This is a genomic window from Burkholderia sp. NLJ2 (assembly GCF_049487195.1).
Taxonomy (GTDB): Bacteria; Pseudomonadota; Gammaproteobacteria; order Burkholderiales; family Burkholderiaceae; genus Burkholderia; species Burkholderia pyrrocinia.
On record NZ_CP137809.1, the window covers coordinates 931,237 to 945,849 of the forward strand.

Here is a 14,613-nt window from a genome sequence, read left to right on the forward strand (position 1 = left end):
GTGCAGCATGGCGCATATCACTTTCCGTCAATTGCGCATCATCCCGGGCAGCGCGACCGCGGCACCGGGCACAACATGCGAACGTCGATTCAACTTTGCCGCACTCGCGCGCAGCCGAAAGCATCGCGGCTCGGATGCACGAGGCGACACGCCGGCCGTGCCCGACTCGGATGCCGGTTCGCCACCCGCCCACCAATCCAACTCGTGTTCGGATGCAGCCCCCCATGTCGGCAACGCGACAATCGCACCGACGGCGTCGTTCGACGAACCGCCTGACGGTAATCCCGTCACGGAGCCCGCCGCAAGCTCAATCGATTCGCATGAGTTGTTCGAGCACGTCCGTCATGCGATCGCCCCTGTCGTGTCAGTCATCTTCGAACGGCAGGAGCGCTTCCTGAAGATCGCTGGCCTGTTGACGCGCGAGATCGGTGCATTCTGCAGCGACAGTGCAATCGTGTCCGCTGGCAATTGGGAAGTACAAGTGCCACTCGATCCTGAGCTGCTACCACACACGACGCTGCATGTCGCACTTTCGCGTTTCAACATCAGAATTCGGTTTGACGTTCCCGACGGCGAGACGCGTGATTTACTCTTGAAGCATAGCGTGCTGCTCGAACGCGAACTCGACAAAGTGATGCGCTCTTGGGGCGAAGCCCGAGACATTCAGCTATCCGTATGGTAACCAGCTCTCAACGCATGGCCTCTCCATTTCACGTCGATCCAACTGCCTTCCGCCCCCTCGGCCTCGTTGCCCTCGGGCCTGGTGAAACATCAAACGCATCCGGCGGCCCGGCAGATCGATCCGCGTCGCCGCAACCTCCTGCGCGACAAGATGCGGTGCCCGCCATTGCACCGTTCTCGCCGGTCCGGATTGAACCCGCAGTCGCACGCGCATCGAGGACCGTGTTCGACACCCGTATCGGAGCACTTGCCGCGTCGGTACCCGGGCTCGCATCATGCAACGTCACGGTAGTCGACAACTTGCTTGTTTTCATCAATCGTCTCGTCGACGCGGCGGTGATCGAACTGTCGATTGGGGCGCCCGGCGGTGCGATCGCATTTTCCGTTTTCGTCGCAATCGATCTCGACGCTCACCCCGATCTTGATATCGCGGCTTACCCGGAGCGTGACAACGCGTGCACACGCACGGCGACATCCGAGGAGATGGCGATGAGGCGAACCATCGCCGGTATCTTGCTGGAACCGCTCGTCAAGTGCCTTGATCACTTCGGACTTCCGTCGCCGTGTGTCGTGTCGGTGACGCGACGGTGCGCTGCAGAGCGCGCCGACGACTGGGCCGGTCAACCGGCCGTCGGACTGTCGCTGGCGTTCGACGAACGCCGCATCGACTGTGCGATCAGCCTGCCCATGCGGGGCTACGACATCGTCGACACACTGCTGCGGACGCTGCCCGCGGCTCGCAGGCCGGCACTGGTCATACCTGGTGCGCTGATCATCGGCGTACGGACTCTGTCCGTCGACACGCTCAACGCGCTGGAAGCTGGCGACGTCCTCCTGCGAAGCCTCTTTCCTCACTTCGACGCGACGCTGTTCTCGACAGACATGCCAGTCACGGAATCCCGGTGCGCGGTAGCTGCATGGGGCGCGAGAGGACACATACGCATTCAAGTAGCAGTGCGAATTCACGATGAATCGTTCGTCATCGAAAAGGAATTTTCCATGTCAGAAGAAGTGAGTCAGGCAAGTGCCGGGATCGACGTCGCCTCGCACGAAGAACCAACCCGAATCGGCGAACTCGAGCTCCCGGTGCAGTTCGAGATCGATACTGTTTCACTGCCAATCGAGCAGTTGTCGGTGCTCGAACCCGGCTACGTCATCGAACTCCCCACGGCAGTAAGGGACGCACAGTTGAAGCTCGTCGTGCATGGTCAGACTGTCGGCTACGGGGAACTCGTGGCAGTCGGCGAGCATCTCGGCGTTCGCATCATCCGGATGGCGCATCGTCATGGTACAGTTCAGTGACATCACCGGGTTACTTCTAGTTGTCATCGCAATCAGTTTGTTGCCATTCATTGCGATGGTCGTTACGTCCTACGCGAAGATCGTCGTCGTGCTGGGACTCTTGCGCAATGCCCTTGGCGTGCAGCAGGTTCCACCCAATATGGTTCTCAACGGTATCGCGATACTCGTATCGCTCTACGTGATGGCGCCTGTCGGCATGCAGGCGGCGAAGGCGCTCGACGAACAACAACTCGCCTCGCAATCCTCCCAGGCCGTGATCCAGGCGCTCGGTGCGGCACGCGAGCCGTTTCGGTCGTTTCTCGAGAAGCACACCCGAGAACGCGAAAAGCGCTTCTTCATTCGCTCCGCGTCCGTTGTCTGGCCGAAGGAAGAAGCATCGCTCCTGAACGAGCGCGACCTCATCGTTCTCGCCCCGGCGTTCGCGCTATCGGAGTTGACCGACGCGTTCAAGATCGGCTTTCTGCTCTACGTCGTGTTCATCATCGTCGATCTGGTGATCGCCAATGTGCTCCTCGCGCTGGGGCTCAATCAGATCACACCGACCAACGTCGCCATACCATTCAAGCTGCTGCTGTTCGTTGCAATGGATGGTTGGTCCGCGCTAATCCACGGCCTGGTCATGACTTACAAATGAGCGCGCCTGACCGTCAATCGCCATGGAAATCGACTCGCTGATCCGTTTCTCCACGCAGGCCATGCTGCTATGCCTGACCGTCTCGCTGCCGCCCGTGATCGTTGCCGCGCTGGTCGGGCTTGGCGTATCGTTCGTGCAGGCGATCACGTCATTGCAGGATCAGACCTTGCCACAAGTCGTCAAGCTGATCGCGGTCACGATCACGATCTTTGTCGCCGCGCCAACAGGCTGCGCGGCCATTCTGCATTTCGCCATTCAGATGATGCAGCTTGCCGTCCCGCAATGAATGCTTACCCGCGGGAGAGCCGCCCGAAGCGGTTCGCATGAGTCAATCATTTCGCATATCCAATAATCTGTCCTCGACAGCCCAGCTGCAACAGTCGGCAGACGCACAACAGCGCACCGCTGATCGGCTGGCTGCGCGCAACAGCGCGCTGACCGCAGCGCTATATCGCGGCACGACGAATTTCACGTACAGCAAAGACCCGGTACCCGGCGGCAGGCCTCTGAGCCCCTCCAAGATGAATGCCCTCGCGAGAAAGCGCAAGATCGCGAACCGGTCGCGCCGGAACATCGCCGGCAATGGCGGTGGCGACGACGGCGACGACGCGCCCGTTCCTCATTTCGATCCCGGACTGGGTGTGGACCGCGATCGCGGCGGACGCGGGGGGCGAGAGCAGCCGCACGACGAACCTACGGACCTGGCACCTCGCCAGCCACTACCTCGCATACGGACCGCCGAATCACGCGTCTTACCCCCACTACGCGGTCGCTTCGATACGATCGCCGAACTGCACGCGGCACCCGGTCAGGAAGCCGAGCGCGCGGATGCAATTTCCAAAGCGTGGGAATGCGCAATGCATGGACTCCGCACGCTGCCCCCAAATGCACCGCGCGCGGCAGAGATGCTCGAGTTATCGTTGGATTTTCTTCTCGTCCAGCGACGCATCGGGCCGATTCTCGTCACCACGCTCGCCCGGCTGCGCGACTCCCCCCCCGACGCTCAGGTTGCTGCCGGAGCTGATCGCCTGCCTGACCAAACGACGCATGACGACATGCGGCGCTTCAACCTACTCTTTCCGTTGGCGTGGTTGCAAGCGGGCATGCCGAGGACAACGCGCCGTCTCGATCGCGGGATCGCCACGCTGCTTGCGATCCGAAATGGACTTCCAGTCCACTCGACGGCAGCAAGCGAGGCGACGACAGCGCTGAAACCGGCCGCTCATGACGTATCGCTAGGATAGCGAATTAATCATTTCGCATAGCCCTTATCGCTTTCGTGTTTGCGTCAAAAGAACCGATACGAGTACCTATACTGTCGATTAGTCGGTGGATACCCACGAGCGGATCGCCGCCACTTTCCATCATTGCCCTGGAATGAGACCATGAAGCTGTTACGGATTCTGACAGGTGTCCATGCGGGTGCGCAGTTGCAGCTTGCGATCGGCACGCATCGAATCGGTTCTGACGACGGTGCCGACATCCGTTTGACCGACTGGCATGTCGCCGATCTTTTGCTGCACGTCGCCGACGACGTCGTGCACGCACGGTTCGTCGAGCCGGATGTCGAACAGGCGACGGCTGCGGCGGGCGCGCCCGAGGCGATTCAGTTCGTCGACCTGGTTCCGATGCAATTCGATGGCACGGTCCTCTGCGTAGGTCCCGATGCGACCGTATGGCCGTCCGACTTCGACCTGCTGTCGACCCTGATTTTACGGCGTGAGAGCAAGCCTGCCTGGGGTCGTCGTTATGCGCGCACGGCGACGGCATGCATTGCACTCGTCTCGCTCGCGCTTGCGGTGGTTGCGATATCGACGTCACAAACGAGCCGGGCCGCGCCACCGCCGAACGTCGGCTATCGCGCTCAGCGCATCGTCGGGGCACTCGCGGCCGCTCACATTGACGGGCTGCAAGCGCACCCGGTCGGCGAAGCAGTCGTCGTAACCGGGATGGTCGCGCGCGCGACCGACGCCGCGGTGGTGCGCACGCTGCTCGCCAGCATCGCGACTTCCGGCATCGTAAGCCGATACGACATCGCGCAACAGGTTTCGCGCAACATCGAGGATTCGCTCGGCGTTCCTGGTGTGCAGGTCGAGTATGCGGGTGGTGGCCGCTTCGTGGTAAAGGGATCGGCGGGCAGCCGTGAAGCGCTCGAAGCAGCCGTCGCACGGGTCCGCTCCGATCTCGACCCGAACGTCACGGAAGTCATCGTCACCGCGCCGGAATCGGTCGCGGAGGCGGCGGCGGCCAATTCGACGTCGTATGCGGAAATGGTCTCGGCGGACGACGTGCAATACGCGCAGACTTCGGACGGCATAAAACACATCTACGTGACCGAGACACCGACCAAGATGGGAGACAACGCGCCCATCCGCGGCAACGCGCCTCCTGTGCGCCATGGCGTGCCCCCGCTTCCGCCCAATATGCCGGGTTGATCATCTGCGGCCAATCGTACACCGCTGCCCCACCCACTCTCTGGAGAATCTTTCCATGTATGAACCACTGGAGCCTTTTGCACGAGACTTCAACGAAGTCCGTACTCTGCTGAATGACCCAGCCGGCGATGGCCGGCTCCGCGAACTGTGCACCGCAATCGAAGCGGTCGCGGAACGCCTCGGCACCGAACCTGCGTTGACCGACTTCGACCGAAGCAATCTCGCGAAGCTGTATCGCGGGTTTCTCGCGACATCCCGTGTACTCACCGGATTGCAGGAAGCAGCAAAGGCGCCGACAACCTGACACGCGCCACGTGCAGGTGTCATGCCTGCCTGCAACACGAGCCTGTCTTGCTGCGTGGGTGACGACGTTTCAGCGCAGGAGAATCGGCATTGATCTAAGTAGTCTTAAACTAGAGCGAGGTCATTATGGCACTTTCACTTGGCAATACTCTCAGTAACCTCAAGAGTGGTTTCGACGTGGTCGACAGTGCGGCGAGCACCGCATCAAATATCGCCACCAGAGGGGCAAGCACGGCGCAGGGTGGTACCGACGCGGCGTCAACCCAGGCCCAGATGCAATCGATCAGCAACCAGATGAATACGATGACGCTGGCTTCCGCGCAGATGCAGCTCCAGCAGGCGATGACCGCGGCGCTCACCAACGTGATGAAAAGCGGTGCCAGTAACGTCAAGAGCGCGGCGCAAGGCGGCTAATCGACTGAATTCCGGATGCCCGTCCTTTCGGGCTCCGGAAACCGGCCAACTTCCAGGACATTGGCCGGCTTTTGTTCTGTCACGCCTATCGGCCATCGAATTTTTATGGCATGAGCACCGAGCGCTATATCCGATTGATTCAGGATCTGTGTGCGATCGTCGGACTCGCCAACGTCGACAACGTACTGGAAGCCCGCACGATTGAAGTTGAAGGCTTTGATGTCCGCTTCGATTGTTTCGACAACGACACGGAGGCGATGTACGCCAATTTTCATTTCGGCACGGTAACGGCTGGTCGGACATTGACAGTATTCAGGTTGATGCTCGAGGCGAACCTGCTCATCTATGCGCAGGATCAGGCCCAACTCGGCATCGATACGGACACGGGCGGCATCATACTGATTATTCGGTTGCCGTTCAGCAGCGGTATTGACGGTCAGGAACTGGCCGACCTGCTCGCCCATTACGCGGAACATGGCCGCTACTGGCGGCAGAACATCATCGAATCGAGCGATGAAATGTTCGAGGGCATCGCTTCAGGCGAATATTTCTGGCTGCGCGCTTGACGTGCCGCCAGCCGCTGCGGTCCGCGTCATGTGCAGGCATCGCCCGCAGGCAACGGCATTCGGAAGTTGCGACCATGCTGCCGTGCGGCCGGTGCTATCTGGCCGCCTCCGAATAGTCTGTTCTGCCCTTCGGCGGTGTCAATTCGCTCATGGCATGGCAGTCTCACGATCGAGCAGGGCAGCAAGCCGGCGCGGCGGCCCTCGGAATGGCCACTGCCGCGTCCCGAGGGAGTACTTCAACTACCTGCCAGGGAAAACTGGAACATGAAAACCGCGTCTAATCGTGGCGTGATCGCACATGCATCTACGCCCGAATCCGTTTCCCCCGATGACACCGCACGCGTAGCACCGCAGGTTGCCAACGTCGACCGGGACACTGGTTCGCTGTCCGGACTGAGCGCGCTCAACACGGATGTGGTACGGCGCGTGTCGGTTCGACCACCCAAACTCTCGGCCACGAATGCGCGGGCAGTGACGAGCCGCGTGCAACTTGACGCAAGCCGCAAACAGGCACCCGTCGAAGCCGAAATTGCTAGAACGTTTGTCAGGCCAGAGCATCTTCGTGCAATATCGGCAGCGGCCCGATCGGGGGCTTTTGCCGTCAGCTTCCGGGCAAGCGGTGAGTTGACCCTGAAGCGCTTGGCTTACGGTGCGCCCGCCAAAGGCCACGACATCCTCGAAAAGACGATAAAGCCCGGTTCCCTGCAAGAAGTCTACGGCGCAGATGCCCAACGCAGGCTGGCGCAGATTGAACGAGCGGACATCGATGGCTATGTCGGACACTGGGCCAACGACAAACTGCTCGGCCTCTATGTGGGCCCAGCTGTGAATGAGCGCGACACACCGGCGTTGCTCCACGCGCTGAAATCGACACCTTCGGGCCAGCGCTACTATCCCGTCGATCACGACGATCTCGAAGGCAGCCTGGCATTGCTCAAGAATACGCGAGATCCGTCGGGGCTGACCGGGCCTTTCTGGAAGAGCCTGCCCTACACCGGCGACTACGACATGCATGACATGCTCAATATGGCGGGACATCGCGCTCCTGTGGCGAGCGGCAGTCGCGACGAACATCGCATCATGCAATCGCTCAATGCCGCCATCGGCGCGATCGATCCTGTGCGCAAGGCGTCGTCAAGCTCACATAGGCTGATACAGCACGGCCCGCAATACAATTACATCGCGCATATGCGGTTGAACGAGCAAGGCGCCGTGATCAACAAAGCTGCGGTGCAAGCGTCGTTCCCACTCGCGATGTGCGATCGCGGAACATGGAGCGTGATCGAAACGCCCGAGGCACTTGAGGCGTTCTACCGGCAGCACGGCGTCGTACTGAAGGAAAAATGGCGGCCGGAATTTTCGAATGCGCTCAGGGCGTAGCGTGGAACCAGGCTTCCAGTCGCAGCCGACCCTGATATGGGTTTCGTCCATCCGCCAGCGCTTGCCGACTGCACATGCCACACACCGCCGCACACAGCAGGATCACGTCCAGATCTCGGGCTTCATCAATTTCCTTCCGCCGATTTTTACTGCAGCGCTTCATCGCGACAGAACCGCAGAGTCCTGGGCCTACAGCGCGCCCGCATATGTGAAACCAGCTTCGCCTATCATGAAATCATTTCGCATTGCAGACGATAAATGTCGATCCGTGCGTTAGTATTTTGAATCCGACGTGCGGGTTGCGTGATGTGCCCGAAACACCTTTTTTGGCCAAGGACGGTCTCCATGCCATCAAACGTTAGCAACAAGTACAACAACTCGGGCTCGCATCCCGATAATTCCCCGCAGAATTCGACGCCCTCCCCTACGAATTTGCGTAGCCCGCCGACTCCCTCGGGGGCAATCAGTCCGTTGACGCCGCGCACGCCATCACAGCCGGGTATGCCGAGTTCGTCAGCCAGCACGTCATCGCAGCTTGCAACCCACCCGGTTCTCCAGGCTTTCCCGCAACAGTCGGCGCGAGTGGCAGCCGTGGTCGACACTGCCGTGAATCGCCCCGGCGAAAGCGCATCCATGCTGAACAAGCTGGAGCACCGCATAAACTACGGGCATGCCACGGCCGCGGAAAGTGGCTTCGTCGGAGTTGTCCAGAACACTCGGTTTGCAACCAACAACCTATTCGAGAAGATCAAGGCTGGTGCCCAACATGAAAGTCGGCCTTCCGCCGAAGACGTTCGGCTGTCAACTACCGTGCTGCTGACAAGTGATTTGCAAAAACCGGATTCGTCGCTGGGCCTGGCCAAAGAGAAACTGTCTGCTCAGCTGCAAAAGGATTGCGGGATCAGCGAGGTCGATGCAAGGCAGATCGCCGACGCCGTCGTTTCCACTGCAGTAGACAAGATCGGCAAGATCCTGCAGGAACATAAAGACGATGTTCACGCCAAGATTTGCGGCATTATGGATTTCTCGACCTCGCGCGCCATCAACAACGCGATCGTCGACAGCAAACCCGTCCAATCGATGGACGCGCGACGGGGCATGGACCGACGGCACGCGTTCGGTCACGACTCGATGCCCTCTGGCCGGGCGGAGATCATCAGGTCCGTCATGTCGCACGAGAACATTGGCAGGATGATCGCGCGGGATTGCCAGGCATTCGCAGAGGATGTCAAGGCGGCGGTTCAGAACCGGGCCGGAGCAGAATCAAATAACGTCCAAGCCGCCATCGACCGGGTCTCGAACAAGCTGCTGGTGAAAAGTGACGTAATGCGGCATCTTGCCGGAGGCAACCTAACTCCCGGCCAGGAGCTGGCCCGCGATGCCTTGACGCTGAAGACCGCGCTCAAGCTTGTGGACGCGTTCATGTGCCCCCGTCCCGAGGTCGTGCAGCAGCAGGCTCAGGTCTTCGAGGCTGCGCTGACCAAATATGCGAGCAAGGTCGGTGCAGCGCTGAACGAATCCAAAGACCCTGAATTCGACCTGCAGGTCAAGCCCAGTCTGGAGGCTGCGCGCAAGGAGGCCTGGGCCGAGATTCATGACCGCTGCGGCCAGTACGTCGGTATGGACGCACAACAGAGCCGGATGCTGAAGCACATGAATCAGCAGTTCTCCGACCTGAACTATGGCGTGGGACGCATGACCGCTACTGCGGGCAACACACTCGCGCTTGCGAGCATTGCCACTCAGTTGCTGGATGGTGCCACCATCAAAGCCCTTGCGCTTGCTCCCTATGCGGGGCATGTGGTCAAAGGCACGGCGAGGTTCGCGTCTTCCATCGCCACCAACGCCATGGCCGTGGCCACGCAGCAACTTTCAGGAGACGTCGTCTCCAACGCCAGGATGTTGCGGCGCTATGCCGACGCGGATATTGCGCCGCCGCTGTGGTCGAACGTCATCAAGAGCACCCACTTCAAGGCCAACCGGGAGATCATCAAGACCTGCGAAGAGGCCATCGACCGCATGCGATCCGACTCGCCACCTCGCGTGGTTCACGAACTCGCCGAGGTCACCAGCCTGCTCCTCCATCACTTGCAGACAAGGTTCACCTCTGCAGACGAGGCCACGCAGTTCCTCAGGGACAACCACCACCTGATCGGCGTTCTGAGAGATACATGCGCGGCGCTGAAGTCAGAGGATCCACAAGGCTACCAGCTCCAACGCCTGGACGCCGTAGTTGCAAAAAGTTCCTTCGGGAAGATGTCCAATGAGGCGGCCTTTCTTCGGCTTGCCGTCATTGAAATCTTGTTCGGTTCAGATGAAAGCTCGGCGCAGCCGAGCGACACGCTGACCCGGTTCGCGGCGGACATAATCAGCCAGATTCGATCAGCCGACAAGCGGAGTACTTTGCAGAACAGACTCAGTGCGTCAGCCGATACCACAGTGCACACGCTCAATGACAACATCATCGCTCATCCAGGGCATGCGGCCGAAATGCTCGTGTCCATCAGCGAGGAGCTGAAGGGGCTGGAAGCCATCAAGTCTTCGGCACAATCCCAATTTCTGGACCACACCGCCACGGACTCCTCGACCCGAAGCACGGTTCGGGGAGCGATTATCAACGCCGCGATCCCCACGGCAGGCGGCTTCGTGGCCGCCGTCCCGGGTGCGGTCGCAGGAACGATTGCAGCACCGGGCGTGGGAACCGCAGGCGTGAGCGCCGCCGTGGGTCTTGTGACGAACCATATTTTCGGCAAGCTGGGCGCGCTTATGGCTGGAGAAGCCGTGGTGAAGCACGACGCCAAGGCAGCCGTAGACGCCCGATTGTCCAAGTCCATCTTGCCCGGCGAAGGCACCAAGACAGCCGACGCCATCGCCAAAAATATCGAGCAAGCCTTTGCACCCAGTCTGCAGAAGCAGCATGACGCACAGATCGATGCCGTGGTCATCAGCCGAATCGACGATTTGGCCGACTCCGTAGCAAAGCACCGCGCTCAAATCGGCGGCATTGAAGCCAGACTGCTGCTCAACATGGGCATCCCGGATATTGAACACAGGATGGCAGCCCTCGAACTGATGGTCCGGCATGAGAAAGACGTTGCCGATATCAACGCCGCCGAACGAACCATCAGCCGGGCCGCGACCATCGCGCCAGTCATCAAGCAAGCGAAAGACAACGTCGCCGCGATTCACGGTGTCGCGACGACACTTGGCGCAAACCCGCCGGAGAACGCTTCCGACCTGGCATTCACAACCCGCAGCATTCGCTCGAGCAAATCCTCGAAGTCCGAGCGCCTCGAAGAAAAGATCAAAGGTGCGCATACCCAACTGGGCAAGCTGCCAGAAGCCGCCGAACGGGGCCGGCGACTGCTCGACGATCTTGCGCAAGCCGCGATTGTCCTGAATCAGACCCATGAGATACGCATGGACGAGGATGCGCTGACCAACCTCGTGACCTCGTTGATGTATCCGAATGCCACGCTAAGCAAGGATGACCTGAATCATTTCCGGCAGCGTCTGGAAGCGGGCAATGTATTGTCGAACTCGCACGCTCGCGGCCCGTCTCTCGTCGAGCAGCTATCAATGTTGCGGACAGAACAGACATACGACTTCAATGCGATCCGGAAAGAGATCAGGAAGCACCAAACCCAGATCACTGCCTGCGAGTCAGACATCGCGCAACTGGCCACCGATCACTTCCACTACAGGCAGGATCAATTTGATCATGTTTCTGATCGCTTCAATATCTACCACCGCGCGAACGTCGGCTATGACTCGTCGCAAATGCAGGCACGCAGCTATTCTGAAGTCAGCGGCCCCGGCTTGGCTCGTGCAGGAGCACGCTTGGCCATGGCGGCAAGCGTGGGTACCGTATCCGCTGCAGCAGGCGGTGTTACGACCGGCGTGTCGTCCGCCACGCAGACCCTGTTGGGCAGAGACAACCCCGTCAACCATGACGGATTCCGCGCAGCAATGGCCATGGGTGGGCAAATCGCCCAGGTCTTCAACCCGATGCAAGCGCCCTACCTGCCGGCCTCCCGGACCCGTGCTGCAGAACGCCCGTTGCTGAAGCCGGACGATCTGCGGAACAGGGAAGGCCACGCTCCCTTCACGTTCCGAGAGCAAGGGATGGCTGGCGCGCTTCGTCGGATGGACAACGTTACTGCCGAGTTTCTGCTCCAACTGCTCCAGGGCAAGACAACCCACAAGACCATGAGTTTCGACCGCCATGGAACGCTGCCGCATCCGACCCACCAAGGCAAGATGCTGGGCATGCCGAAGGTCGCTGACCCCAACGCAGGCGCACGCTACGATGAAATCGAATCGCAGGCAAAAGCTGGTGAAGGACGCTCTGCCAAACGGCGCATTGCCGGCGAGGTGGGAAAAGCCTTCAGAGAGTCGTTCAACTCGGCAAAATTCGCTCTGAAAGCCCTAGCGCCCTCAGATGCACGCGCTGCGGCCAGCATCAACAAGCTGCAAGGCGAAATCATCCGGGAAGTGAGCGAAACAGTGCAGAATCAGCCATCGGCTCGCCGCTCCGCCCCTACGGAGGATTGAACAAAAGCGCTGCGACTGTCGTACTCAAGGCAGGGTTGCGGCAGTCGTTGAAGGTCATGGGTCGCAACATTGGCGGGCGGCATGGTTGTCGATGAAGCCGCCCCTTGAATCTCAGGACACGCGGCACCTCTTAGGCCGGTTAACACTACTGGACCGGAAGGTTCGACTGCAGAAGGTCCTGAAACCTGGCTCGCGCTTCTTATACCGGTACGACTTCGGGGACGGCCGGGAACACGCCATCGTCGTCGAGAAAGCGGAAACTAGCGAAGAGGCTGAACATTACCGCGGCAGTTCTACAACGAGCGCCGGCCCCATACCGCACATCGCTATCAACCTCCCTCCATGGTCCGTCGAACCTGGCTGGATTCCGATAATATCGACGCGAGTCTCACTGCCCGACCGGTCACAAAATTCCGCCGCAGGTCACCATTCGCCGATCTCTCGCGGCCTTTCCAGCCTCTCCTGCTGGATCCCGGATTACCTCGCAATCCGATACGACTCCGGATCCTTCCCGACCAGCCATTTTGGCATCCTGCCTCGTCCCGTCCACGTCTGACCAGTTTGCGGATTCCAGTATTCGGGTTTCGAGTTGCGACATGGCGATACGCTGCCGACGCCCCTCAGGTCGCTCGGCAGGATTCCATATTGCGTCATCAACAGCCTGATCTGCAGGATCGCCGCTGCCTTTGCCTTTTGACGTAAAGCTTCGATTTCCGAATGTATCTCCAGCCACGTCTCACTCAATTGTGGGTCGTTGTTCATGACGCGCGCCTCTCATGTCGTTGCACCTGATGTCTACTCAGCGCGTCGGTCGTCCTGTCGATGACCGGTCGCCAATTGCCTTGCGTCGTCTGGTGCAGTAGCGTCATCGACCGATGCCAGAGCACCGATTCGAGAATGACCTTTCCCCGCGACTCGCTCCAGTCAACACGATAAGTTCCGTGCATTTCCGTCCTCATGAAAACAAATTCTTGAATCATGGCGTTGCAATGAGAATTTATTTCGCACTGACGATCCGAAATCTGAACATTCATGGACAAAAATAATAAATATCGTTAACCAATGATCGCTTGCCATTTACCTTGAATCGATTGACGCACGCGGAAGGTAAGCATCTTGGCGTGGCCGGTTCCAATTGATGTGTATCTGCCTGCATGATCGACACGGTGAGATTGCCGGAGGCCGCGAGCCATGTTGAATGCGGAGCGCTCCGTCCGCTCGACGTACGCGCGAGAATTCAAACCGCAGGTGATCAAGGAGGCCCTGGAACCGGAAGCGTCGGTTTCGATTGTGGTGCGCCGGCATGACATCGACACCCATGCCGTCTCCGCTTGGCGGCGGCGGTAACCGCGGAAGCGTGGTCGCACCGGGACTAATTTCTGCCAGCGAGCAGCTCGACAATGCGAGCGCGCTCATCGATATTAAAAAATCGGACTCATTTCACATGCCGATTAAATTTTCCAACCTGTATCCATGCGTATAAATCACGCGCAACATCACACCATTTCGGCGCGAAAGGTCCATCTTTCTCCGAATTCGATAAATGTGCGTGTCGAGCGACCGGGAGCCCTCGTCTTCGGACGCTTGTCCCCATATGCGGTTGATGACGGTCTTGCGTGGCACGACTTGTCCGACATTTCTCGCCAGAAGCTCGACGACGTCATATTCCTTCGGAGACAGGGGAATCCGTTCGTCGGCGAGATACACCGCTCGCTCGACAGTCGAGACGCGGTAACGCCCTATTTCGATGATGTCAGGGCATTGTCTATCGATGCCCGTCCTGCGACGAAGGGCGTTGACGCGCGCGACGAGCTCGCGTTCGCGGGGTGGCTTGACAAGGAAGTCATCGGCGCCGGCCTCGAGCGTCTCCACGAGGTCGGACTCGAGCACCGCATTCGTCAGCACGAGAATCGGAAGAAACGTGTAGCGAGCGCGCGCCCAGGCGATGATTTCCAATCCGTCGATGTCTGGCAATCGAAGATCCAGCACGATCACGTCAGGGACGACGCGCTGAATCTCGCGCAACGCGCGTTCACCGTCCGGCAGAATGCGCATCTCATAGCCCGCATGCTCGAGTATGGCCGCATATTGCCGGGCCTGAATCTCGTCGTCCTCAATCAGGTAGATCATCATTTTCCGTCTCGACTCCAGCGCCTTCGCAGCAAACCGACGAGCCAGCCTCGGTCCGCAGGAAGGGGCAAGCCGAGATTGTGCGCTGGCCGCGGCGAGGCCACACGCCAGCTCTGCAAACCCGACTCCGCCGAAGCCAACCTTGCGCGATGTTGCGATCAGAACGCGGGCACGACGACCGGCGGAGCCCCCTTCAATTGCGAAGATACCGTCC

At 59.8% G+C, this 14,613-nt stretch carries 14 protein-coding genes and 2 pseudogenes; 14 read left to right on the top strand and 2 right to left on the bottom strand.

All coding sequences use genetic code 11. From position 1 onward, the window contains the following. The first annotated feature begins 7 nt into the window (after positions 1 to 7). The 13 genes and pseudogenes from sctP to R9B84_RS20855 form a co-directional block, all read left to right on the top strand. Complete coding sequence (gene sctP, locus R9B84_RS20795) at positions 8 to 682, top strand: type III secretion system protein SctP (protein ID WP_423760239.1); 675 nt, start codon at positions 8 to 10, stop codon at positions 680 to 682. A gap of 221 nt (positions 683 to 903) precedes the next feature. Continuing rightward, entirely contained in the window at positions 904 to 1,983 is a 1,080-nt protein-coding gene (gene sctQ / locus R9B84_RS20800; protein ID WP_423760240.1) for a type III secretion system cytoplasmic ring protein SctQ, read from the top strand. Continuing rightward, on the top strand, positions 1,967 to 2,617 hold the full coding sequence (sctR, locus tag R9B84_RS20805; protein WP_174418844.1) for a type III secretion system export apparatus subunit SctR: 651 nt from the start codon (positions 1,967 to 1,969) through the stop codon (positions 2,615 to 2,617). The genes sctQ and sctR overlap by 17 nt, the downstream gene beginning before the upstream one ends. Positions 2,618 to 2,639: 22 nt before the next feature. Next, the gene (gene sctS / locus R9B84_RS20810) at positions 2,640 to 2,903 is read left to right on the top strand and encodes a type III secretion system export apparatus subunit SctS (RefSeq protein WP_423760241.1); all 264 of its coding nucleotides are present in this window, start codon (positions 2,640 to 2,642) and stop codon (positions 2,901 to 2,903) included. A gap of 37 nt (positions 2,904 to 2,940) precedes the next feature. Continuing rightward, positions 2,941 to 3,861: a hypothetical protein gene (locus R9B84_RS20815; RefSeq protein WP_423760242.1), complete on the top strand. Its 921-nt coding sequence runs from the start codon at positions 2,941 to 2,943 to the stop codon at positions 3,859 to 3,861. A 141-nt stretch (positions 3,862 to 4,002) separates the two neighbouring features. After that, positions 4,003 to 5,052, top strand: a complete 1,050-nt coding sequence (locus R9B84_RS20820) for a secretion protein (protein ID WP_423760243.1) — start codon at positions 4,003 to 4,005, stop codon at positions 5,050 to 5,052. A 55-nt stretch (positions 5,053 to 5,107) separates the two neighbouring features. Next, a complete protein-coding gene (locus tag R9B84_RS20825; RefSeq protein ID WP_423760244.1) occupies positions 5,108 to 5,356 on the top strand; it encodes a type III secretion protein in 249 nt (82 codons plus the stop codon). A 125-nt stretch (positions 5,357 to 5,481) separates the two neighbouring features. Continuing rightward, a complete protein-coding gene (locus tag R9B84_RS20830) occupies positions 5,482 to 5,769 on the top strand; it encodes a hypothetical protein (RefSeq protein WP_423760245.1) in 288 nt (95 codons plus the stop codon). A 110-nt stretch (positions 5,770 to 5,879) separates the two neighbouring features. Continuing rightward, a complete protein-coding gene (locus R9B84_RS20835; RefSeq protein WP_423760246.1) occupies positions 5,880 to 6,335 on the top strand; it encodes a CesT family type III secretion system chaperone in 456 nt (151 codons plus the stop codon). Positions 6,336 to 6,599: 264 nt separating this feature from the next. Continuing rightward, positions 6,600 to 7,715, top strand: a complete 1,116-nt coding sequence (locus R9B84_RS20840) for a hypothetical protein (RefSeq protein WP_423760247.1) — start codon at positions 6,600 to 6,602, stop codon at positions 7,713 to 7,715. 633 nt (positions 7,716 to 8,348) lie between these two features. Then, complete coding sequence (locus R9B84_RS20845) at positions 8,349 to 12,269, top strand: hypothetical protein (RefSeq protein WP_423760248.1); 3,921 nt, start codon at positions 8,349 to 8,351, stop codon at positions 12,267 to 12,269. Between the two features lie 151 nt (positions 12,270 to 12,420). Then, positions 12,421 to 12,540, top strand: a pseudogene (locus tag R9B84_RS20850) (IS1096 element passenger TnpR family protein); the annotation flags it as partial. A gap of 14 nt (positions 12,541 to 12,554) precedes the next feature. Continuing rightward, positions 12,555 to 12,665, top strand: a pseudogene (locus R9B84_RS20855) (IS3 family transposase); the annotation flags it as partial. Positions 12,666 to 12,746: 81 nt separating this feature from the next. Here R9B84_RS20855 and R9B84_RS20860 read toward each other — a convergent pair. Then, positions 12,747 to 13,031: an H-NS family nucleoid-associated regulatory protein gene (locus R9B84_RS20860; RefSeq protein ID WP_423760249.1), complete on the bottom strand. Its 285-nt coding sequence runs from the start codon at positions 13,029 to 13,031 to the stop codon at positions 12,747 to 12,749. Between the two features lie 429 nt (positions 13,032 to 13,460). Between R9B84_RS20860 and R9B84_RS20865 the strand changes: the two genes are divergently transcribed. After that, complete coding sequence (locus R9B84_RS20865; RefSeq protein ID WP_423760250.1) at positions 13,461 to 13,616, top strand: transposase; 156 nt, start codon at positions 13,461 to 13,463, stop codon at positions 13,614 to 13,616. A 93-nt stretch (positions 13,617 to 13,709) separates the two neighbouring features. Here the strand turns inward: R9B84_RS20865 and R9B84_RS20870 are convergent, their stop codons facing one another. Then, positions 13,710 to 14,402 (bottom strand): response regulator transcription factor, encoded by a 693-nt coding sequence (locus R9B84_RS20870; protein ID WP_423760251.1) that lies wholly within the window; start codon positions 14,400 to 14,402, stop codon positions 13,710 to 13,712. Positions 14,403 to 14,613 lie beyond the last annotated feature (211 nt).

Bases quoted from the DNA above. Each gene is read 5' to 3' on its own strand.
- sctP (WP_423760239.1), top strand. From the start codon at position 8: ATGGCGCATATCACTTTCCGTCAATTGCGCATCATCCCGGGCAGCGCG.
- sctR (WP_174418844.1), top strand. From the start codon at position 1,967: ATGGTACAGTTCAGTGACATCACCGGGTTACTTCTAGTTGTCATCGCA.
- sctS (WP_423760241.1), top strand. From the start codon at position 2,640: ATGGAAATCGACTCGCTGATCCGTTTCTCCACGCAGGCCATGCTGCTA.
- R9B84_RS20815 (WP_423760242.1), top strand. From the start codon at position 2,941: ATGAGTCAATCATTTCGCATATCCAATAATCTGTCCTCGACAGCCCAG.
- R9B84_RS20820 (WP_423760243.1), top strand. From the start codon at position 4,003: ATGAAGCTGTTACGGATTCTGACAGGTGTCCATGCGGGTGCGCAGTTG.
- R9B84_RS20825 (WP_423760244.1), top strand. From the start codon at position 5,108: ATGTATGAACCACTGGAGCCTTTTGCACGAGACTTCAACGAAGTCCGT.
- R9B84_RS20830 (WP_423760245.1), top strand. From the start codon at position 5,482: ATGGCACTTTCACTTGGCAATACTCTCAGTAACCTCAAGAGTGGTTTC.
- R9B84_RS20835 (WP_423760246.1), top strand. From the start codon at position 5,880: ATGAGCACCGAGCGCTATATCCGATTGATTCAGGATCTGTGTGCGATC.
- R9B84_RS20840 (WP_423760247.1), top strand. From the start codon at position 6,600: ATGAAAACCGCGTCTAATCGTGGCGTGATCGCACATGCATCTACGCCC.
- R9B84_RS20845 (WP_423760248.1), top strand. From the start codon at position 8,349: ATGCTGAACAAGCTGGAGCACCGCATAAACTACGGGCATGCCACGGCC.
- R9B84_RS20860 (WP_423760249.1), bottom strand. From the start codon at position 13,031: ATGAACAACGACCCACAATTGAGTGAGACGTGGCTGGAGATACATTCG.
- R9B84_RS20865 (WP_423760250.1), top strand. From the start codon at position 13,461: ATGTTGAATGCGGAGCGCTCCGTCCGCTCGACGTACGCGCGAGAATTC.
- R9B84_RS20870 (WP_423760251.1), bottom strand. From the start codon at position 14,402: ATGATGATCTACCTGATTGAGGACGACGAGATTCAGGCCCGGCAATAT.